General features: G+C 67.6%; 12 protein-coding genes. All 12 read right to left on the bottom strand.

All coding sequences use genetic code 11. The features are described from left to right. Positions 1 to 26 precede the first annotated feature (26 nt). The 12 genes from AC1DSC_RS17890 to AC1DSC_RS17945 all read right to left on the bottom strand — a co-directional run bounded on the left by AC1DSC_RS17890 (position 27) and on the right by AC1DSC_RS17945 (position 17,482). The gene (locus AC1DSC_RS17890; protein WP_026283941.1) at positions 27 to 1,211 is read right to left on the bottom strand and encodes an acetyl-CoA C-acetyltransferase; all 1,185 of its coding nucleotides are present in this window, start codon (positions 1,209 to 1,211) and stop codon (positions 27 to 29) included. Between the two features lie 47 nt (positions 1,212 to 1,258). Then, positions 1,259 to 2,593: an NAD(P)/FAD-dependent oxidoreductase gene (locus AC1DSC_RS17895; RefSeq protein WP_018904178.1), complete on the bottom strand. Its 1,335-nt coding sequence runs from the start codon at positions 2,591 to 2,593 to the stop codon at positions 1,259 to 1,261. A gap of 32 nt (positions 2,594 to 2,625) precedes the next feature. Next, entirely contained in the window at positions 2,626 to 4,023 is a 1,398-nt protein-coding gene (locus AC1DSC_RS17900; RefSeq protein WP_018904177.1) for a dicarboxylate/amino acid:cation symporter, read from the bottom strand. 13 nt (positions 4,024 to 4,036) lie between these two features. After that, the gene (locus AC1DSC_RS17905; protein ID WP_018904176.1) at positions 4,037 to 6,322 is read right to left on the bottom strand and encodes an NADP-dependent malic enzyme; all 2,286 of its coding nucleotides are present in this window, start codon (positions 6,320 to 6,322) and stop codon (positions 4,037 to 4,039) included. Between the two features lie 17 nt (positions 6,323 to 6,339). Continuing rightward, positions 6,340 to 7,134, bottom strand: coding sequence for an alpha/beta fold hydrolase (locus AC1DSC_RS17910; RefSeq protein ID WP_018904175.1), 795 nt, complete (start codon positions 7,132 to 7,134; stop codon positions 6,340 to 6,342). A gap of 9 nt (positions 7,135 to 7,143) precedes the next feature. Continuing rightward, the gene (gene lpdA, locus AC1DSC_RS17915) at positions 7,144 to 8,916 is read right to left on the bottom strand and encodes a dihydrolipoyl dehydrogenase (RefSeq protein WP_018904174.1); all 1,773 of its coding nucleotides are present in this window, start codon (positions 8,914 to 8,916) and stop codon (positions 7,144 to 7,146) included. A gap of 13 nt (positions 8,917 to 8,929) precedes the next feature. Beyond that, the gene (aceF, locus tag AC1DSC_RS17920; protein WP_018904173.1) at positions 8,930 to 10,540 is read right to left on the bottom strand and encodes a dihydrolipoyllysine-residue acetyltransferase; all 1,611 of its coding nucleotides are present in this window, start codon (positions 10,538 to 10,540) and stop codon (positions 8,930 to 8,932) included. 8 nt (positions 10,541 to 10,548) lie between these two features. Beyond that, complete coding sequence (gene aceE / locus AC1DSC_RS17925) at positions 10,549 to 13,221, bottom strand: pyruvate dehydrogenase (acetyl-transferring), homodimeric type (RefSeq protein ID WP_018904172.1); 2,673 nt, start codon at positions 13,219 to 13,221, stop codon at positions 10,549 to 10,551. 292 nt (positions 13,222 to 13,513) lie between these two features. Next, positions 13,514 to 14,809: a hypothetical protein gene (locus tag AC1DSC_RS17930; protein WP_369664594.1), complete on the bottom strand. Its 1,296-nt coding sequence runs from the start codon at positions 14,807 to 14,809 to the stop codon at positions 13,514 to 13,516. Between the two features lie 215 nt (positions 14,810 to 15,024). Next, entirely contained in the window at positions 15,025 to 15,354 is a 330-nt protein-coding gene (locus AC1DSC_RS17935) for an L-rhamnose mutarotase (protein ID WP_018904170.1), read from the bottom strand. Between the two features lie 41 nt (positions 15,355 to 15,395). Next, positions 15,396 to 16,172 (bottom strand): SDR family oxidoreductase, encoded by a 777-nt coding sequence (locus AC1DSC_RS17940; RefSeq protein WP_369664595.1) that lies wholly within the window; start codon positions 16,170 to 16,172, stop codon positions 15,396 to 15,398. Between the two features lie 29 nt (positions 16,173 to 16,201). Next, complete coding sequence (locus AC1DSC_RS17945) at positions 16,202 to 17,482, bottom strand: L-fuconate dehydratase (protein ID WP_018904168.1); 1,281 nt, start codon at positions 17,480 to 17,482, stop codon at positions 16,202 to 16,204. Between the last annotated feature and the right edge of the window lie 19 nt (positions 17,483 to 17,501).

A 17,501-nucleotide genomic window follows, 5' to 3' on the forward strand; every position in this document is an offset into this window, starting at 1 on the left:
GGTGCGTTGTGTGACAAAAAATCCGTTCAAGCGCGTTCGACTGCAAGCGCCACGCCCATGCCGCCGCCGATGCACAGCGAGGCCAGGCCCTTGTTGGCGCCGCGGCGGCGCATCTCGTGCAGCAGCGTCACCAGCACGCGGCAGCCCGAGGCGCCGATGGGGTGGCCGATGGCAATGGCACCGCCGTTCACGTTGATGCGGCTGGTGTCCCAGTCCATCTCGCGGTTGACCGCGCAGGCCTGGGCCGCGAAGGCTTCGTTGATCTCCATCAGGTCGAGGTCCTGCGCCTTCCAGCCGGCCTTCTTGAGCGCGAGCTGCGAAGCGGGCACCGGGCCCATGCCCATGAGCGACGGGTCCAGGCCCGCGCTCGCATAGGCGCGGATCACCGCCAGCGGCTGCAGGCCTAGCGCGGCGGCGCGCGAGGCCGACATCACCAGCACCACAGCCGCGCCGTCGTTCAGGCCCGAAGCATTGCCGGCCGTCACCGAGCCCGTCTTGTCGAAGGCCGGGCGCAGGCCGGCGAGTGCGTCGGCGTTGGTCTTGCGGTTCACGAACTCGTCGGCCGCGAAGACGATGGGCTCGCCCTTTTTCTGCGCGATGCTGAACGGCAGGATCTCGTCGTCGAAGCGCCCGGCGTCCTGCGCAGCCGCGGCCTTCTGCTGCGAGGCGAGCGCGAGCGCGTCCTGCATCTCGCGCGTGATGCCGTACTTCTTGGCCACGTTCTCGGCCGTGGTGCCCATGTGGTACTGGTTGTAGACGTCCCACAGCCCGTCCACGATCATGGTGTCGACCAGCTTCCAGTCGCCCATGCGCTGGCCGTTGCGCGAGTTGGGCAGCACGTGCGGCGCGGCGCTCATGTTCTCCTGGCCGCCGGCCACCACGATCTCGGCATCGCCGCATTTCACGGCCTGCGCCGCCAGCATCACGGCCTTCAGGCCCGAGCCGCAGACCTTGTTGATGGTGAGGCCCGGCACGCCGATGGGCAGCCCCGCCTTGATGACCGTCTGGCGCGCCGGGTTCTGCCCCGCGCCGGCCGCGAGCACCTGGCCCATGATCACCTCGGACACCGCATCGCCCGGCACGCCGGCCTTCTCGAGCAGCCCCTTCACCACATGCGCGCCCAGTTCCGGCGCGGCCGTGCCGGCCAGCGCGCCGCCGAACTTACCGACCGCCGTGCGTTGCGCGGCCACGATCACGATATCGTCTGACATGAAAATCTCCTTGAGGTTGGTGCGAAAGAAGGATTGCGCTGGGCTGCTCAATGCAGCTTGACGTGGGGTTCGGTGCGCCGCGTGATGAGGCGGGCGAGCGTGTCGAGCGAGACCTTGACGACGCCGTGCAGCGCCAGCTCGTGCATCTTGTAGAGCGACATGTACATGAGCCGCGCGAACAGCCCCTCGACCATCAGGCTCCCGCCGATCAGGCCGCCCATCATGTTGCCCACGGTGCTGAATTCGCCGAGCGAGACCAGCGAGCCGAAGTCGCGGTAGCGGTAGGGCTCGAGCGCCTTTGCGTCCAGGCGCCGGCGGATCTGCGCCGCGACGTGCGAGGCCTGCTGGTGCGCCGCCTGCGCGCGCGGCGGCACCAGGCCGCCCTTGCCGCCGTTGGCCTCGGGCCAGTCGCAGGCCGCGCAGTCGCCGATGGCGAAGATGTGCTCATCGCGCGTGGTCTGCAGCGTGGGCAGCACCGCGAGCTGGTTGCTGCGGTTGGTCTCCAGGCCCGCGATGTCCTTCATGAAATCGGCCGCCTTCACGCCCGCGGCCCACACCACCAGCTCGGCCGGCAGCACGCGGCCGTCGGCCAGGCGCACGCCCTCGGGCAGCACCTCGGCCACCTTGGCGGAGGTATGCACATCCACGCCCAGCTTGCGAAGCAGTGCCTCGGTGGCGGCCGACATGCGCGCGGGTAATGCGGGGAGCACGCGGTCGGCCGCTTCGATCACGCTGACCTGGATGTCTTTCTCGGCATCCACGCGGTCCAGCCCGTAGGCCACCACTTCGCGCGTGGTGCGGTGCAGCTCGGCCGCCAGCTCCACGCCCGTGGCGCCTGCGCCGATGATCGCCACGTGCAGCTGCTCGGGCCGCAGCGGCGTGGCCTGCGCATGCGCGCGGATGCAGGCGTTGACCATGCGCTGGTGAAAGCGCTGCGCATCGGCCTTCGATTCGAGCCGCAGCGCGTGCTCGCGCACGCCGGGCGTGCCGAAATCGTTGCTGAGGCTGCCGACGGCGACCACCAGCGTGTCGTAGCCGAAGGCGCGCTCGGGCGTGACCAGCCGGCCTTCGTCGTCGAGGTACGGCGCCACCTGCACTTCGCGCCGCTCGCGGTCGATGCCGGTCAGCTCGCCGAGCCGGAAGCGAAAGTGGTGCCAGTGCGCCTGCGCGAGGTAGTCGACCTCGTGCGCGCTCATGTCCATGCTGCCCGAGGCGATCTCGTGCAGCTTGGGCTTCCACACGTGGGTGCGGTGCTTGTCGATCAGCGTGATCTCCGCCCGCCCCTTCTTTCCCAGCGAATCGCCCAGGCGCGTGGCCAGTTCCAGGCCGCCGGCGCCGCCGCCCACGATGACCACGCGGTGCTTCTGCACGGGGCTGTTCATGGTGGGCTGTTCCGTACAGGCATGTGGCCGCCTCAGCGCGGCTGGGCCACGGGCATGTGGGTCTCGACCTTGTCCAGCACCGCCTCGGGCGCGTCGGATTCGGCCGATGTCTCGTTGTCCAGGATGCGCTTCATGCGCACGGTGTCCAGGTCGTTGGTCCACTTGGCGACCACCACCGTGGCCACGCCGTTGCCGATCAGGTTGGTCAGCGCGCGGGCTTCCGACATGAAGCGGTCGATGCCCAGGATGAGCGCCAGGCCCGCGACCGGCACGTGGCCCACGGCCGACAGCGTGGCCGCCAGCACGATGAAGCCGCTGCCCGTGACACCCGCTGCGCCCTTCGAGGTGAGCAGCAGCACCGCCAGCAGCGTGAACTGCTGCGTGAGCGTCATGTCGGTGTTGGTGGCCTGCGCGATGAACACCGCCGCCATCGTCAGGTAGATGGAGGTGCCGTCCAGGTTGAAGGAGTAGCCCGTGGGCACCACCAGGCCGACCACCGACTTCTTGGCGCCCAGGTTCTCCAGCTTGGCCATCATGCGAGGCAGCACCGATTCGCTCGACGAGGTGCCCAGCACGATCAGCAGTTCTTCCTTGATGTACTTGATGAACTTCCAGATGCTGAAGCCGTGGAAGCGCGCGATGCTCCCCAGCACCACGAAGATGAACAGCAGGCAGGTCAGGTAGAAGGTGGCCATCAGCTGGCCCAACTGCAGCAGCGAACTCACGCCGTACTTGCCGATGGTGAAGGCCATGGCGCCGAAGGCGCCGATCGGCGCGACCTTCATGATGTAGCCCACGATCACGAAGAGCACGTGCGAGCCCTTCTCGATCACGTCGAACACCAGCGTGCCGCGGCCGCCGAACTTGTGCAGCGCAAAGCCGAACATCACCGCGACCAGCAGCACCTGCAGGATCTCGCCCTTGGCGAAGGCATCGACCACCGTGCTGGGGATCACGTTGAGCAGGAAGTCGGTGGTGCTCTGCATCTTGCCAGGGCCGGTGTAGGCCGCGATGCTCTTGGCGTCGAGCTGGCTCACGTCGACATTCATGCCGGCGCCGGGGCGCACGATGTTGATGATCACCAGGCCCACCACCAGCGCGATGGAGCTCACGATCTCGAAGTACAGGAGCGCCAGGCCGCCGGTCTTGCCGACCTTCTTCATGTCTTCCATGCCCGCGATGCCCACCACCACGGTGCAGAAGATGATCGGCGCGATGATCATCTTGATGAGCTTGATGAAGCCGTCGCCCAGCGGTTTCATCGATGCGCCGGTGTCGGGCCAGAAGTGCCCGAGCAGCACCCCGAGCACGATGGCGGTGATGACCTGGAAGTAGAGCGATCTGTAGAAGGGCTTGGGTGCGACGGATGGTTGGTCCACGGGAATCTCCTGGAAAATTTCAGACGCCGGCGGCGTCACGGTGTCGTTCATGGCCGCACCCTCCTCAGGCCGCATTGCGGTGCGAGTTGGCATCGACCACCGCCAGCGCAGTCATGTTGACGATGCGGCGCACGGTGGACGACGGCGTGAGGATGTGCACCGAGCGCGCCGCGCCCAGCAGGATGCCGCCCACCGTGATGCCGCTGCCGGCCGCCATGCGCAGCAGGTTGTACGAAATGTTGGCCGCGTCGACGTTGGGCATGACGAGCACGTTGGCCTCGGTCTCCAGCGCCGAATCCGGAAACTCGTGGTCGAGGATGGTCTTGGACAGCGCCGCGTCGCCGCGCATCTCGCCTTCCACCGCGAGCTGCGGATCGGCCGCCTTGATGAGCGCGAGCGCCTCGCGCATCTTCACGGCCGAGGCCGCGTCCGAGCCGCCGAAGTTCGAGTGCGACAGCAGCGCCACGCTCGGCGTCACGCCGAAGCGGCGCACCTCCTCGGCCGCGAGCAGCGCGATCTCGGCGATCTGCGCTGCATCGGGGTCGCGGTTCACGTGCGTGTCGCAGATGAAGAGCTGGCGCCCCGGCAGCATCAGCATCTGCATCGCGGCCATGGTGCTGGCGCCCGCGCGCAGGCCGATCGCGTCGCGCACATGGCGCAGGTGGTCGCCGTAGCTGCCGAGCGTGCCGCACAGCATGGCGTCGGCCCGGCCCTGGCGCACCAGCATGGCCGCCAGCAGCGTGCCGCGGCTGCGCATCTCGGTCTGCGCCACCAGGCGCGAGACGCCCTCGCGGCGCTTGAGCTGGTAGTAGGCCTCGGCCGCATCGCCATGCACGGCCGCATCGAGCGGATCGACGGCCTCGCAGTCGGCGCCCAGCGTGAGGCGCAGGCCGTACTGCGCGATGCGATCGGCGATCACCTCGGGGCGGCCCAGCAGCAGCGGGCGTGCCAGGCCTTCGTCGACCACCACCTGCGCGGCGCGCAGCACGCGCTCGTCTTCGCCCTCGGCGTAGACCACGCGCTTGGGCGACTGCTTGGCGGCAGCGAACAGCGGCTGCATGCTGCTGCCCGACTGGTAGACGAACTGCGACAGGCGCTGGCGGTAGGCCTTCATGTCGGCGATGGGCCGCGTTGCCACGCCGCTGTCGACCGCGGCCTGGGCCACCGCGGGCGCGACCGCCTCGATCAGCCGCGGGTCGAAGGGCTTGGGGATCAGGTAGTCGCGGCCGAAGCGCAGGCCGAGCGCGCCGTAGGCCTGCGCCACCACTTCGGGAATCTCGGCATGCGCGAGTTCGGCGATGGCCCGCACCGCGGCCAGCTTCATCTCTTCGTTGATGGCCGTCGCACCCACGTCGAGCGCGCCGCGGAAGATGAACGGAAAACACAGCACGTTGTTGACCTGGTTCGGATAGTCCGACCGGCCGGTGCCCAGGATCGCATCGGGCCGCACGGCCAGCGCGTCTTCCGGCAGGATCTCCGGCGCCGGGTTGGCCATGGCGAGGATGATCGGGTCGCGCGCCATCTCCTTGACCATCTCGGGCTTGAGCACGCCGCCGGCCGAGAGGCCGAGGAAGATGTCGGCGCCGTCGATCACGTCGGCGAGCTTGCGCGCCGAAGTCTCCTGCGCATAGCGGGCCTTGTTCGGGTCCATCTGTTCCTTGCGGGCGGTGTACACCACGCCCGCGCTGTCGGACACGTAGATGTTCTTCATCGGCAGGCCCAGGCTCACGATCAGGTCGAGGCAGGCCAGTGCCGCCGCACCGGCGCCCGAGGCCACCAGCTTCACTTCGCGGATGTCCTTCTTCACGTGCCGCAGCGCATTGAGGATGGCGGCGGCCGCGACGATGGCGGTGCCGTGCTGGTCGTCGTGGAAGACCGGGATCTTCATGCGCTCGCGCAGCTTCTTCTCGATGTAGAAGCACTCGGGCGCCTTGATGTCCTCCAGGTTGATACCGCCGAAGGTGGGCTCCATGCGCGCGATGGTGTCGATGAGCGCGTCGGGGTCGTTCTCGTCGAGCTCGATGTCGAACACGTCGATGCCGGCGAATTTCTTGAAGAGGCAGGCCTTGCCTTCCATCACCGGCTTGCCGGCCAGCGCCCCGATGTTGCCCAGCCCCAGCACCGCGGTGCCGTTGGTGATGACGGCCACGAGGTTGGCGCGCGAGGTGAGGTTCATGGCCTCGGCCGGGTCGCGGGCAATCTCCATGCAGGCCTCGGCCACGCCGGGCGAGTATGCGAGCGCAAGGTCGCGCTGCGTGGCCATCGGCTTGGTCGGGTTCACCGAGATCTTCCCTGGCGTGGGATAGCGGTGGTAGTCGAGGGCGGCTTCGCGCAGTTTGTCGTCGGACATGGTGTCTCCGTGGAATGTCATTGAGGGACGGCCGTGCCGCCGCCGGCCAGCCAATTGCGCAGCCCGCACAGCAGCGCCGCGGGCTGGTCGGCGTGTATCCAGTGGCCCGCATCGGCAATGCTCTCGGTTCCCGCACGCGGAAAAAGCGCGCGGATGCCCGCGAACGACGCGGGCCGCACGTAGTCGGACTCCGCCCCGTGGACGAAGAGCGCGGGCCCGGCATAACGCGCTTCGTGCAGCGTCTCGGGAAAGCCGCAGAGCTCGCGCATGCACAGGCCCGTGGCCAGCAGGTTCAGCCGCCAGTCGAAGCGGTCGTTCTGCCGGCGCAGGTTCTGCATCAGGAAGTCGACCGGGGCCTCCGCGTTGAGGCTGTCGGCCAGTGCCTGGTGGATTTCGCGGCGGCTGGCGGCACCCGCCACATCGAGGCTCCGCATGGCCGACACGTACGACGAGAACTGGTCGGTGTAGCTCTCCGGCGCGATGTCGATCACGGCGATGCCGCCGATGGCCTGCGGATGCGAGAGCGCGAGGGCCATTGCCGTCTTGCCGCCCATGCTGTGCCCGATCACGAAGGGCCGCTGCAATTGCTCTTGCTCGACCAGCGCGAGCACGTCGCCCGCCATCTCCACGTACGACATGGACTCGGCCCACGGCGAGGCGCCGTGGTTGCGGGCATCGGGCAGATAGACGCGGTGGTCTGCGGCCAGCGTCTCTGCAACCCGCATCCAGTTGCGCCCCGCGCCGAACAGGCCGTGCAGGATCACCACCGGAGGCCCCGATCCCAGCGCTTCGAAAGCCAGTGCGAGCGGCATCGTGGCGGCCTACTTCTTCTTCACCGGGGGCAGGTCGGTGCACACCCCTTCGAACAGCTCGGCGGCCATGCCGATGGATTCGCCGAGCGTCGGATGCGGGTGGATGGTCTTGCCGATGTCGGCGGGCTCGCAGCCCATCTCGATGGCCAGGCACAGCTCGCTGATCAGGTCGCCCGCATGCGTGCCGACGATGCCGCCGCCGACGATGCGGTGCGTGGCCTCGTCGAACAGCAGCTTGGTGAAGCCTTCGTCGCGCCCGTTGGCGATGGCGCGGCCCGATGCGGCCCAGGGGAACACCGCCTTGCCGAACTTCAGGCCTTCGGCCTTGCACTGCTCCTCGGTCTTGCCGGCCCAGGCCACCTCGGGGTCGGTGTAGGCCACCGAAGGAATCTGCCGCGCATCGAAGAACGAAGCCTCGCCGTGCGCCGCTTCCGCCGCCACATGCGCCTCGTGCACGGCCTTGTGGGCGAGCATGGGCTGGCCCACGATGTCGCCGATGGCGAAGATGTGCGGCACGTTGGTGCGCATCTGCCGGTCGACCTCGATGAAGCCGCGCTCGGTGACGGCCACGCCGGCCTTGTCGGCGGCGATCTTCTTGCCGTTGGGACTGCGGCCCACGGCGACCAGAACGAGGTCGTAGAGCTGCGGTGTGGCAGGTGCCTTCTCGCCTTCGAAGCTGACCTCGATGCCGGCCTTGGTCGCCTTGGCGCCGACGGTCTTGGTCTTGAGCATTACGTTGTCGAAGCGCGGCGCGTTGAACTTCTCCCACACCTTGACGAGGTCGCGGTCGGCGCCCTGCATGAGGCCGTCGAGCATCTCGACCACGTCGATGCGCGTGCCCAGTGTCGAGTACACCGTGGCCATCTCCAGGCCGATGATGCCGCCGCCGATCACCAGCATGCGCTTGGGAATGCCCTTGAGCAGCAGCGCGCCGGTCGAATCGACCACGCGCTCGTCCTCTGGCATGAAGGGCAGCTTCACGGCCTGCGAGCCCGCGGCGATGATGGCCTTGGCGAACTTCAGCACGCGCTTGCCGCCGCCCTCGCCCACCACCTCGACGTGATGCGCATCAAGGAAGCTGCCGACACCGGTGACCACCTCGACCTTGCGCGCCTTCGCCATGCCGGCCAGGCCGCCGGTGAGCTTCTTGATGACGCCATCCTTGAAGCCGCGCAGCGCGTCGATGTCGACTTCGGGCGCGGCGTACTTGATGCCGTGTTTGGCGAGCAGTTTCACTTCATCCATCACGCCGGCTGTGTGCAGCAGCGCCTTCGAGGGAATGCAGCCCACGTTGAGGCACACGCCGCCGAGTGTGGCGTAGCGCTCGACCAGCACGGTCTTCATGCCGAGGTCGGCGCTGCGGAATGCGGCCGAGTAGCCGCCGGGGCCGGCGCCGAGCACGAGGACCTCGCATTCGATGTCGGCCTGGCCGGTGTAGCTGCCTGCCGCAGGTGTCGGCACTGGTGCAGATGCGGGCGCGGCTTCGCTCCCTCTCCCGCTTGCGGGAGAGGGCTGGGGTGAGGGTGCCCCCGCTCCCGCCGCGGCGGTCTCGATGACCAGGATGACGGAGCCTTCACTCACCTTGTCCCCCAGCCCCACCTTCAGTTCCTTCACGGTCCCCGCATGGCTCGAAGGAATCTCCATCGAAGCCTTGTCCGACTCCACCATGATCAACCCGGTATCGACCGCGATGACTTCGCCCGGCTTGACCAGCAGTTCGATGACCGCGACATCCTTGAATTCGCCGATGTCCGGGACCTTGACTTCCACCGTGTGTGCCATTTGGGAGCTTCCTTCAGAACAGCACGCGCCGCAGGTCGGCGAGCACGTTGGCGAAATAGACGTTGAAGCGTGCGGCGGCGGCGCCGTCGATCACGCGGTGGTCCCACGACAGGGACAGCGGCAGCGTGAGGCGCGAGCTGTAGGTCTTGCCGTCCGAAGAGTGCTGCTTCCAGTAGCTCTTGCACACGCCCATGATGGCGACCTCGGGCGCGTTGATGATCGGCGTGAAGTAGATGCCGCCAATGCCGCCGAGCGAGCTGATGGTGAAGGTGCCGCCCGACATCTGGTCGGGCTTGAGCTTGCCGTCGCGCGCAAGCTTGGCGAGCTCGCCCATCTCCTTCGCGATCTCGGGCACAGTCTTTTTGTCGACGTCGCGGATCACCGGAACCATGAGCCCGTTGGGCGTATCGGCGGCGAAGCCGATGTGCCAGTAGTTCTTGAGCACCAAGGCGTCGCCGTCGAGGCTCGCGTTGAACTCCGGGAACTTCTTCAGCGCGGCGACGGCCGCCTTCATCATGAAGGGCAGCATGCTGATCTTCACGCCCGACTTTTCCAGCTCCTTGTTCATCTGCACGCGGAAGGGTTCGAGCTCGGTGATGTCGGCCTCGTCGTGCGTCGTCACATGCGGAATGACGACCCAGTTGCGGTGCAGGTTCGCGGCGCTGATCTTCTTGATGCGCGAGAGCTCCTTGCGCTCGGTCGGGCCGAACTTGGCGAAGTCGACCTTGGGCCAGGGCAGCAGGTCGATGCCACCGACGCCACCGCCTGCGGGGGCTGCTGCAGCCTTGCCGGCAGCGGGCGCGGCAGATGCACCGCCACCCTTCGCGAAGGCCTCGACGTCGGCGCGCACGATGCGGCCATGGTCGCCGGTGCCGTTGATCTTGCCCAGGTCGACGCCGAGTTCGCGTGCGAGCTTGCGCACCGCAGGGCCCGCATAGGCGAGCGCGAAGCCGGCTTCGACCTCCGCATTGCCGACAGGCGGCAACGCCGCCGCCGCTTCGCTCCCTCTCCCGCTCGCGGGAGAGGACTGGGGTGAGGGAGCGGCCGCCGCCACAGGCGCATCGCCCGTCGCCAGCGAAAGAATCACCGACCCCTCGCTGACCTTGTCCCCGATCTTGATGCCGATGGCCGTCACCACGCCCGAGAGCGGCGCCGGCACATCCATCGTCGCCTTGTCCGATTCGAGCGAGATGATCGGATCCTCGGCCTTCACCGTGTCGCCGACCTTCACGAAGATCTCGATGACGGGCACGTCCTTGAAGTCGCCGATGTCGGGCACACGCACCTCGGCCACGCCGGCCGGCGCGCTGGTGGCCGACGGCGCGGCGCTGACGCTGGGCTTGGCGGCTTCGGCCGGTGCCGGTGCGGCCGCAGCGGCACCGCTCTCTGCCTTGAACGTCATGACGACGCTGCCTTCGCTGACCTTGTCGCCGAGCTTCACGGTGATGGACTCCACCACGCCGCCGCGCGGCGCGGGCACATCCATCGTGGCCTTGTCGGATTCGAGCGAGACCAGCGGGTCCTCGGCCTTCACCGTGTCGCCCGGCTTCACGAAGATCTCGATGACGGGCACGTCGCTGAAGTCGCCGATGTCGGGCACCTTGATGTCGATTGCATTGCTCATGTCGTGCCTCAGACGGTCCAGGGGGCGGCGCGCTCGGCGTCGAGCCCGTACTTCTCGATGGCCTCGGCCACCACGGCGTGCTTGATCACCCCGTCGTCGGCCAGCGCCTTGAGCGCGGCCACGGCCACGTGCCAACGGTCGACCTCGAAGAAGCGGCGCAGCTTCTTGCGGTAGTCGCTGCGGCCGAAGCCATCGGTGCCGAGCACGGTGTAGCGCCGGCCCGCGGCCTGCACGTACTCGCGCACCTGGTCGGCGTAGTTGCGCATGTAGTCGGTGGCCGCGATGACCGGGCCTTCGTGTCCTTCGAGGCATTGCTCGACATGGCTCTTGCGCGCCGGCTCGGTCGGGTGCAACCGGCTCCAGCGCTCGGCGGCCATGCCGTCGCGGCGCAGCTCGTTGTAGCTGGTGGCGCTCCACACGTCGGCGGCAATGCCGAAGTCGTTCTTCAGCAGCTCGGCCGCGAACATCACCTCGCGCAGGATGGTGCCGCTGCCCATGAGCTGCACGCGGTGGCCCTTCTTGGGGGTCTTGCCGCCATCGCTGAGCTGGTAGAGGCCTTTGAGAATGCCTGCCTCGCTGCCCTCGGGCATGCCGGGGTGCGGGTAGTTCTCGTTCATGAGGGTGATGTAGTAATACACGTCCTCCTGCTCGGCGTACATGCGGCGCATGCCGTCGCGCACGATGGCCACCACCTCGTAGGCGAAGGTCGGGTCGTACGAGACGCAGTTGGGAATGGTGCCGGCCAGGATGTGGCTGTGGCCGTCCTCGTGCTGCAGGCCCTCGCCGTTGAGCGTGGTGCGCCCGGCAGTGCCGCCCAGCAGGAAACCGCGCGCACGCATGTCGCCGGCCAGCCAGGCCAGGTCGCCCACGCGCTGCAGGCCGAACATCGAGTAGTAGATGTAGAACGGAATCATCGGCACGTTGTTCGTGCTGTACGAGGTGGCCGCGACGATCCAGCTGGACATCGCGCCGCCCTCGTTGATGCCTTCCTGCAGCACCTGGCCGTCCTTCGACTCGCGGTAGTACATGAGCTGGTCGGCGTCCTGCGGCTTGTAGAGCTGGCCGAGCGACGACCAGATGCCGAGCTGGCGGAACATGCCTTCCATGCCGAAGGTGCGCGATTCGTCGGGCACGATGGGCACCACGTGCTTGCCGATCTGCTTGTCGCGCACCAAGGTGCCGAGCATCTGCACGAAGGCCATGGTGGTCGATATCTCGCGCTCGCCGGTGTCCTTGAGCAGGCGCTCGAAGGTGGAAAGCGGCGGAATCTCGAGCGCGGTCGACTTGCGGCGGCGCTGGGGCAGGTAGCCGCCGAGCGCGGCGCGGCGCTCGTGCAGGTACTTCATCTCGGGGCTGTCCTCGGCCAGCCGGATGAAGGGCACGTTGGGCAGCTCTTCGTCGGAAACCGGGATCTGGAAGCGGTCGCGGAAGCCGCGCAGCGCGTCCTGCGTCATCTTCTTGGCCTGGTGCGCGATCATCTGGCCCTCGCCCGATTCGCCCATGCCGTAGCCCTTCACCGTCTTGGGCAGGATCAGCGTGGGCTGGCCCTTGTGCCTGACGGCCGCGGCGTAGGCGGCGAACACCTTCTCGGGGTCGTGGCCGCCGCGCGTGAGGCCCCAGATCTCGTCGTCGCTCATCTCTGCGACCAGCGCGCGGGTCTCGTCGTACTTGCCGAAGAAGTGCTCGCGCACGTAGGCGCCGCTCTTGCTCTTGAAGTCCTGGTACTCGCCGTCCACGCACTCTTCCATGCGCTGCAAGAGCTTGCCGCTCTTGTCCTTGGCAAGCAGCGCGTCCCAGCCGCTGCCCCAGAGCACCTTGATGACGTTCCATCCGGCCCCGCGGAACACGCTCTCGAGTTCCTGCACGATCTTGCCGTTGCCGCGCACCGGGCCATCGAGGCGCTGCAGGTTGCAGTTGATGACGAACACGAGGTTGTCCAGGCTCTCGCGGCCTGCGAGCGAGATGGCGCCGAGCGACTCGGGCTCGTCCATCTCGCCGTCGCCCATGAAGGCCCAGACCTTGCGCGGCGCCGTGTCGGCGAGACCCCGGCCATGCAGGTACTTGAGGAAGCGTGCCTGGTAGATCGCCATCAATGGGCCCAGGCCCATCGACACGGTGGGAAACTGCCAGAAGTCGGGCATGAGCCAGGGGTGCGGGTACGACGGGATGCCGTTGCCTTCGGATTCCTGCCGGTAATTGAGCAGCTGCTGCTCGCTCAAGCGGCCTTCGAGAAAGGCACGCGCGTAGATGCCGGGCGAGCTGTGGCCCTGGATGAACAGCAGGTCGCCGCCGTGGGTGTCGGTGGCGGCATGCCAGAAGTGGCCGAAGCCGATGTCGTAGAGCGTGGCCGCCGACTGGAAGCTCGCGATGTGGCCGCCGAGTTCGGACGAATCCTTGTTGGCGCGCAGGATGATCGCCATCGCGTTCCAGCGGATGATCGAGCGCAGGCGGTGCTCGATCTCGCGGTTGCCGGGAGACTTTTCTTCCTTCTCGGGCGGGATGGTGTTCCTGTAGGCCGTGTTCAGCGAGCGCGGCACGTACACGCCTTCGCGGCGGCCCTCGTCGACGAGGCGGTTCAGCAGAAAGTTCGCGCGCTCGCTGCCGCGGTGCTGCTGGACCGCGCCGAGCGCGTCGACCCATTCGCCGGTTTCCGTGGGGTCAAGGTCACCCATGGTGCTCATCGGTTTGTCTCCTGTGTCATGGCCGGGACCTGCATCGGGCGATGCGGCCAGCCTTGGTACAGAGCAATCGATGTGCCACGCGATGCGTGGCGCGCAGGGCACGCTAAGTCGTTGATTTCATGGGGAACGAGGCAGGAATGAAATGGACGCCCCGCCGACGATCCGGATGCGCGGCGATGGGGCCGTCCGAATCGCCGGACCGGTGATTGGGGTGAACCCTGACGTCATGCCGGCTCTCATGCCGGGCGCGGCAAGGGCAGGAGTGCCATGCCTCCGCCGTTGCCGACCGCTGCTACTTCAAGGCGGCACCGCCGCGTGCGAGGTACAGCGCCGACAGGCGCGCGAACTGGCCGCCATCGGTGCTGATCGAGGTCTGGACGCTGCCTCCGGCACTGAAGACGATCGCGAAGGCGGAGGTGTCGCCGTACTCCTGGGCGTTGCGCAGCATGTAGTCGACATGGTTGTCGCGGTAGTGCAGGTCGGTGCCGCCCGGCGTGGCGGAGGGCACGCCCATCGGCGTTTGCCACCACAGGATCGGCAGCCCGTTGCCCAGCGCTGCGCGGTAGTCCGAGATCTGGCGCTGCGACTCGTGGAAGTTGGGGCTGGCGACGTTGCTTTCGTCCCAGTAGAACGGGCCGCTTCGCCCTGTGCATTCCGCGGGCGGCGACGCAACTTCCCGGCAACCCGCGTCGCGGTCGGTGGTCTGGGCGACGATGAAGTCCGCCTGATGCGCCCCCACCGCGCGCATTTGCGCGCCGATCTCGGCAGCGGTGCCGCTCCAGAATGCGGGCGGGAACCCGAGCAGTGCCTTGGGCGCAATCTGCCTGCCCATCTGCACCAGGCATTGGCCCAAGCCCGCGGCGGTGTTGGGCAATCCGCTGCATTCGGGCTGGCTGTTCACCAGGGCCGACAGCCGCGTTGCGTCACGGCCCGGCGCTTGCGCCGCAACGAAGCCCCAGAAGTCCGGCTCCAGGTTGACCAGGACGGGCGTCCCCAGAGCTGCGATGCGCTGGTACATCAGCCGCACCTGCGACCAGTAGCCGTTCATGAAGGCCGTGTCGTTGATGGTGCTCATGTTGCCCTCGCCGCTCGTTGCCATCTGGTAGAGCGTGAACATCGGGACGGCGCCGTAGGCTTGGGCGGCCTGCGCGGTGACGGTGACGTAGGCCCCGTCGGGGCTGTTCCAGGTGGGCCAGGCGCCTGCGCCCACGCCCACGAGGTAGGCGTCCATGATGTCCGGGTGGATGTCCTGGCTCTTCATCTGCGCGAGGGTGTTGCCCGCGCCGAGTCCGAGCAGCACGCGCGCGGGCTTGCCGAGCTTGGCCGCCAATGCGGCAGTCGCCGGGACGGTGGGCGAAGCGCCGCTGCCTGTGCCGCCGGCTCCGCCTGCATCGCCCGTGCCACCTGCAGCACCGGTGCCGCCGCCGCCTTGGCCGCCGGTAGGGCCCTGGCTGCCATTGCTGCCGGCCAGGCCCGCCAGGCCGGCGAAGCCGCCGCCACCCTGGCTACCGCCGCCTCCGCCGCCACCGCCACAGCCGAACAGGAGCACCGAAAGCATCAGCGCGAAAACGCATCGTCGAGAAAACATGGGAAATGAAAGAGAAAGGTTGATCGAGATTGAAAAGCGAATCGAATGCCGCGGCACAAGGTGCACGATCCGTACCCGCGCATGCAGGGAGGAAGGAACATGCAGATCGGACCGAAAGAGTGACACGGAGCGTCGCTTCCGGGACCGACCTGCGACAGCCCTGGCCGGCGTTCACGCTGCAGCCGACAAAAAGGGAATGTCGAAACTGCAGGCAGCTACAGCTTGAAGATCCGATCCATCTCCAACCACTTCTCCCCTTCGGGCGTCCAGGGCGTCGGCGCCTGGAACTTCCACATCAATTCTTCCCACGCGCGGATCTTCGGATCGCTGCGCGTCGCGGCCGCCATCGCCTCGGCGTCGTAGCGCGCGTCGTCGGTTTCCATCAGCATCACCATCCGCGTTCCGAGCCGGTAGATCTCCATGCCCGTCACGCCGTGCGCATGCAGATGTGCGCGCACCTCGGGCCAGATGTCGCGGTGATAGGCCTCGTACTCGGCGATCAGTGCGGGGTCGTCTTTCAGGTCGAGGGCAAGGCAGTGGCGCATGGTCGTCGGGTCTGGTGGCGGGTGAAGGGAAGCGCGAAGGATCAGGTCAGCGCCCGGTCCAGGTGCGTGTAGCCGCCGTCCACGAACACCCACTGCCCCGTCGTGTGCGAGGCCTGTTCGGAGAGCAGGAACACCACGGTGTTCGCAATCTCCTGCGGCGTGGTCATGCGGCGGCCGAGCGGGATCTTGTCGGTGATGGCCGCGAGCTTGCGGTCGGGCTCGTCGAAGGCCGAGATCCAGCGCTGGTAGAGCGGCGTCATCACCTCGGCCGGTATCACCGCGTTGACGCGCACGCCCTCCTCCAGCAAGGAGGCCGCCCACTCGCGCGTCAGCGACAGCTGCGCGCCCTTGGCCGCGGTGTAGCCGCTGGTATTGCCCTGCCCCGTGAGGGCGGTCTTCGAGGAGATGTTGACGATCGCGCCGCGGCTGGCCTTCAGGTGCGGCAGGCAGAAATGCGCCATCACATAGTAGTGGACGAGGTTCCGCTCCAGCGATGCGATGAATGCCTCGCGCCCCGCTTCGAGTCCCACGCTGTCGTTCACGCCCGCGTTGTTGACCAGCCCGTCGATGCGCCCGAACTCCGCGGCGCTGCTCTCGACGGCTTGGCCGCAGGCGGCCTCTTCCATCAGGTCGAACTGAAGGAACCGCGCCCGCGGCTGCAGCGCGTGCAGCTCCTGCTCGAACGGCGCGTCCAGCGGGTTCTTCCCGCAGATCACGGGCACCGCGCCTTCGCGCGCGAGCGTGAGCGAAATGGCCGCGCCAATGCCGCTGCCGCCGCCGGTGACCAGCACCACCTTGTCCTTCAGATTCAGGTCCATGAGCGCCCGATGCCTTTCTGTTGATCCAACTATCCGCGGAAGCGGTAGCGCTCGAGCGAGTCGGGCTTCATCGTGATCGAGAAGCCCACGGCCGTGGGCGGCATGTAGGCCGCGCCGCGGATCACGCAGGGCTCGGCGAAGTGTTCATGCAAGTGATCCACATATTCGATCACGCGCCCTTCGCGCGTTCCCGAGATGCACAGGTAATCGATCATCGACAGGTGCTGCACGTACTCGCACAGCCCCACGCCGCCGGCGTGCGGACACACGGGCAGCTGGTACTTCGCGGCCATCAGCATCACCGCGAGGATCTCGTTCACGCCGCCGAGGCGGCATGCATCGATCTGCACCACGTCGATCGCGCCGCGCATGATGAACTGCTTGAACATGATGCGGTTCTGGCACATCTCGCCCGTGGCCACCTTCACCGCCGGCGCAATGCCCTCGCGGATCTTGCGATGGCCCTCGACGTCGTCGGGGCTCGTCGGTTCCTCGATGAACCAGGGCTTGGCAAAGGCCAGCTGCCGCACCCATTCGATGGCCTGGCCGACCTCCCAGACCTGGTTGGCGTCGATCATCAGGTGGCGGTCGGGACCGAGCACTTCGCGCGCCACCGTCAACCGGCGGATGTCGTCCGCAAGGTCGCGCCCCACCTTGAGCTTGAGGTGGTTGAAGCCCGCATCCACCGCCTCCTGCGCGAGCCGCCGCAGCTTCTCGTCGGGGTAGCCGAGCCAGCCAGCCGAGGTGGTGTAGCAGGGGTAGCCATCGGCCTTCAGCGTGGCGATGCGCTCGGCCTTGCCGGCGGCCGCATCGCGCAGCAACACAAGCGCTTCCTCTGGCGTGATGCAGTCGGTGATGTAGCGAAAGTCGATGCAGCGCACCAGCGCCTCGGGGCTCATGTCCGCCACCAGCTGCCACACCGGCTTGCCTTCGGACTTGGCCCACAGGTCCCACATCGCATTGACCACCGCGCCGGTCGCGAGGTGGATGGCGCCCTTGTCGGGTCCGATCCAGCGCAGCTGGCTGTCCGAGGTGATGTGGCGCCAGAAGCGGCCCATGTCCTCGGCCACCCACTGCAGGTCGAGCCCGACCACCAAGTGGCGCATCGCCTCGATGGCCGCGCAGCAGATCTCGTTGCCGCGGCCGATGGTGAAGGTCAGGCCGTGGCCTTCGAGCCCCGGCTGGTCAGTCTCCAGCACGACGTAGGCCGCCGAATAGTCCGGGTCGGGGTTCATCGCGTCGGAGCCGTCGAGCTGCTGCGAAGTGGGAAAGCGCACGTCCAGCACGCGCATGGATCGGACGATGGTCATGAACGGGCTTTCTGCAAAA

The sequence above is a fragment of the Variovorax sp. 01N425 genome (genome assembly GCF_056399465.1).

Coding starts and splice junctions, on each gene's coding strand:
- AC1DSC_RS17930 (WP_369664594.1), bottom strand. CDS start 14,809: ATGTTTTCTCGACGATGCGTTTTCGCGCTGATGCTTTCGGTGCTCCTG.
- aceE (WP_018904172.1), bottom strand. CDS start 13,221: ATGAGCACCATGGGTGACCTTGACCCCACGGAAACCGGCGAATGGGTC.
- aceF (WP_018904173.1), bottom strand. CDS start 10,540: ATGAGCAATGCAATCGACATCAAGGTGCCCGACATCGGCGACTTCAGC.
- AC1DSC_RS17900 (WP_018904177.1), bottom strand. CDS start 4,023: ATGAACGACACCGTGACGCCGCCGGCGTCTGAAATTTTCCAGGAGATT.
- lpdA (WP_018904174.1), bottom strand. CDS start 8,916: ATGGCACACACGGTGGAAGTCAAGGTCCCGGACATCGGCGAATTCAAG.
- AC1DSC_RS17890 (WP_026283941.1), bottom strand. CDS start 1,211: ATGTCAGACGATATCGTGATCGTGGCCGCGCAACGCACGGCGGTCGGT.
- AC1DSC_RS17940 (WP_369664595.1), bottom strand. CDS start 16,172: ATGGACCTGAATCTGAAGGACAAGGTGGTGCTGGTCACCGGCGGCGGC.
- AC1DSC_RS17910 (WP_018904175.1), bottom strand. CDS start 7,134: ATGCCGCTCGCACTGGCTTTCGAAGCGCTGGGATCGGGGCCTCCGGTG.
- AC1DSC_RS17935 (WP_018904170.1), bottom strand. CDS start 15,354: ATGCGCCACTGCCTTGCCCTCGACCTGAAAGACGACCCCGCACTGATC.
- AC1DSC_RS17945 (WP_018904168.1), bottom strand. CDS start 17,482: ATGACCATCGTCCGATCCATGCGCGTGCTGGACGTGCGCTTTCCCACT.
- AC1DSC_RS17905 (WP_018904176.1), bottom strand. CDS start 6,322: ATGTCCGACGACAAACTGCGCGAAGCCGCCCTCGACTACCACCGCTAT.
- AC1DSC_RS17895 (WP_018904178.1), bottom strand. CDS start 2,593: ATGAACAGCCCCGTGCAGAAGCACCGCGTGGTCATCGTGGGCGGCGGC.